General features: G+C 66.6%; 2 protein-coding genes. Both read left to right on the top strand.

Going from position 1 to position 2,389, the window contains the following annotated elements; genetic code table 11:
• On the top strand, window positions 1–303 hold a 303-nt coding region (locus ABZ646_RS45125), incomplete at its 5' end, for an HAD family hydrolase (RefSeq protein WP_360533177.1).
• A 423-nt stretch (window positions 304–726) separates the two neighbouring features.
• Window positions 727–2,331 (top strand): ABC transporter substrate-binding protein, encoded by a 1,605-nt coding sequence (locus ABZ646_RS45120; protein WP_360533174.1) that lies wholly within the window; start codon window positions 727–729, stop codon window positions 2,329–2,331.
• The last annotated feature ends 58 nt before the right edge of the window (window positions 2,332–2,389 follow it).

Raw genomic sequence — 2,389 nt, 5'->3', positions numbered from 1 at the left:
GTCCTGACCGTGCTGGGCCCGCAGCACTTCACCCTGTCCATCGCAGGCGACGAGGTCTCGCGCACCAAGCCCTACCCGGACCCCTACCTCCTCGCCGCCGCGGGCCTCGGGGTGGATCCGGCCCGGTGCGCGGTCGTCGAGGACACCGCGACCGGTGTCGCCGCCGCCGAGGCCGCAGGCTGCCAGGTGGTCGCCGTACCGTCCGTCGCACCGATCACCCCCGCCGAACGACGCACCGTGGTCACCTCCCTGGAAGAGGTCGACCTGGCATTTCTGCACGGGCTGATGACGCAAATGCCCTAGCCGTTCACCCAGCGTGCAAAGACCATTGCGGAAATCTCCGCAGGGGTCACTCAACGGAATTCGCAACTGTTCGACCGGCTGAATTCCGATACCCGACCGCCCCGTTTCATGTGTGACGTTCCCCACGTGCGCGAGGCTCGACAACGTTGCCGACGTGTGCCGTCCACCCCCGAACGGGGGGAAACCCGGTGACCTTGTGTCCCGATTGGGGAGACGCTGCACTAATCCTGCCGCTGTCGGGTTTTCGGTCTGTCCGCGCCCGGTTCCACTGCGTGATGACGTCTCAACTCACGCTCCTGCCAACCGCCCTGCAGGCGCCGACTAATCTCGTCGCGAGAACATCGCCGCTATCCCCGTGATCTTGCGTCGACACCCCATGGATGCCGGATACACGGACACGAACAGCTCTGGAGAACTTCGAGCATGAACCGCAAGACTTTGGTGCTGCCGGCCGTGGTCGGTCTGCTCACTCCGGTTCTCGCCGCGTGCGGGGGATCCGGCAGTGGGAGCAATAGTGGCGACGCGATCGTCGTCGGCACCACGGACAGGTTCACCGCCACGAAGGACGCCCCGGCGCCCCTGGACCCCGCCTACTCCTACGACGTCGGCGGCTGGAACATCCTGCGGCAGACCGTGCAGACCCTCATGTCCCAGCCCAAGGGCGAGGGCGACCCGGTCGCCGACGCCGCCGAGAGCTGCTCCTTCACCGACAGCCAGAGCGAGCGCTACGCCTGCAAGCTGCGCGAGGGCCTGAAGTTCTCCGACGGCAGCTCCGTCACCGCCGCGGACGTCAAGTGGTCCATCGAACGGGCCCTGCGCATCAAGGCCGTCGGTGGTCCCTACGGACTGCTCACCAACATCGACACGATCGAGACCGAGGGCGACCGCGGCATCGTCTTCCACCTCAAGTCGGCCGACGCCACCTTCCCGTACAAGCTGTCCACCCCGGTCGCGGGCATCGTGAACCCGAAGGACTACGACAAGAACAAGCTCCGCGACGGCTTCGACATCGACGGCTCCGGCCCGTACACCTTCAAGGCCGACGTCAAGGACGACGCGATCGTCTCCGCCACCTTCACCAAGAACCCCAACTACAAGGGCAGCGTGAAGGTCAACAACGAGCAGGTCGTCCTGCGCTCCTACGACGACGCCGACGCCATGGGCAAGGCGATCGACAAGGGCGACATCGACGTCATGACCCGCACCATGTCGCCCGCGCAGATCGACAAGCTCGACGCCGGTGACGACTCCAACGTCGACCTCGTCGAGATGCCCGGCCTGGAAATCCGCTACCTCGGCTTCAACACCGACGCCCCCACGGTCAAGTCCAAGGCCGTCCGCGAGGCCATGGCCCAGCTCATCGACCGCGCCTCCCTGGTCGCCAAGGTCTACGGCTCCCAGGCCGAACCGCTGTACTCGCTGGTCCCGGCCTCCGTGACCGGGCACTCGAACTCGTTCTTCAACAAGTACGGCGACCCGAGCGTCTCGAAGGCCAAGGCCCTGCTGGCCGCCGCGAACATCACCACCCCGGTGAAGCTCACCCTGCACTACACGACCGACCACTACGGCTCGGCCACCAAGCAGGAGTTCGAGGTCCTCCAGAAGCAGCTCAACGACAGCGGCCTGTTCGACGTCAGCATCCAGGGCACCCTCTGGAAGACGTACCAGGTCGCCGAGCGCAAGGGCGAGTACGACGTCTACGGCATGGGTTGGTTCCCCGACTTCCCGGACGCCGACAACTTCCTGGCGCCGTTCCTCGACAAGGACAACTTCCTCCAGTCGCCGTACGTCAACAACAAGATCATCAAGACGCTGCTCCCCGAGTCCCGCCGCGAGGCCGACCGGGCCAGCGCCTCCGGCAGCCTGACCCAGATCCAGGACGCCGTCGCCGACGACGTCCCGCTGCTCCCGCTGTGGCAGGGCAAGCAGTACGTCGCCGCCCGCGACGACATCACGGGCGTCGCCTACACCCTCAACTCCTCCGCCAGCCTCCAGCTGTGGGAGCTCGGCCGCGGCTCCAGCAGCTGACACCGGGTCCGGTACGACGCGAAGGGCGCCCCTCTCCACCCGGAGAGGGGCGCCCGTG

Source organism: Streptomyces sp. NPDC007162 (assembly GCF_040634175.1).
Lineage (GTDB): Bacteria > Actinomycetota > Actinomycetes > Streptomycetales > Streptomycetaceae > Streptomyces.
Note: the sequence above shows the minus strand (reverse complement) of the source record. Positions and strands in the feature narration are given on the sequence as shown.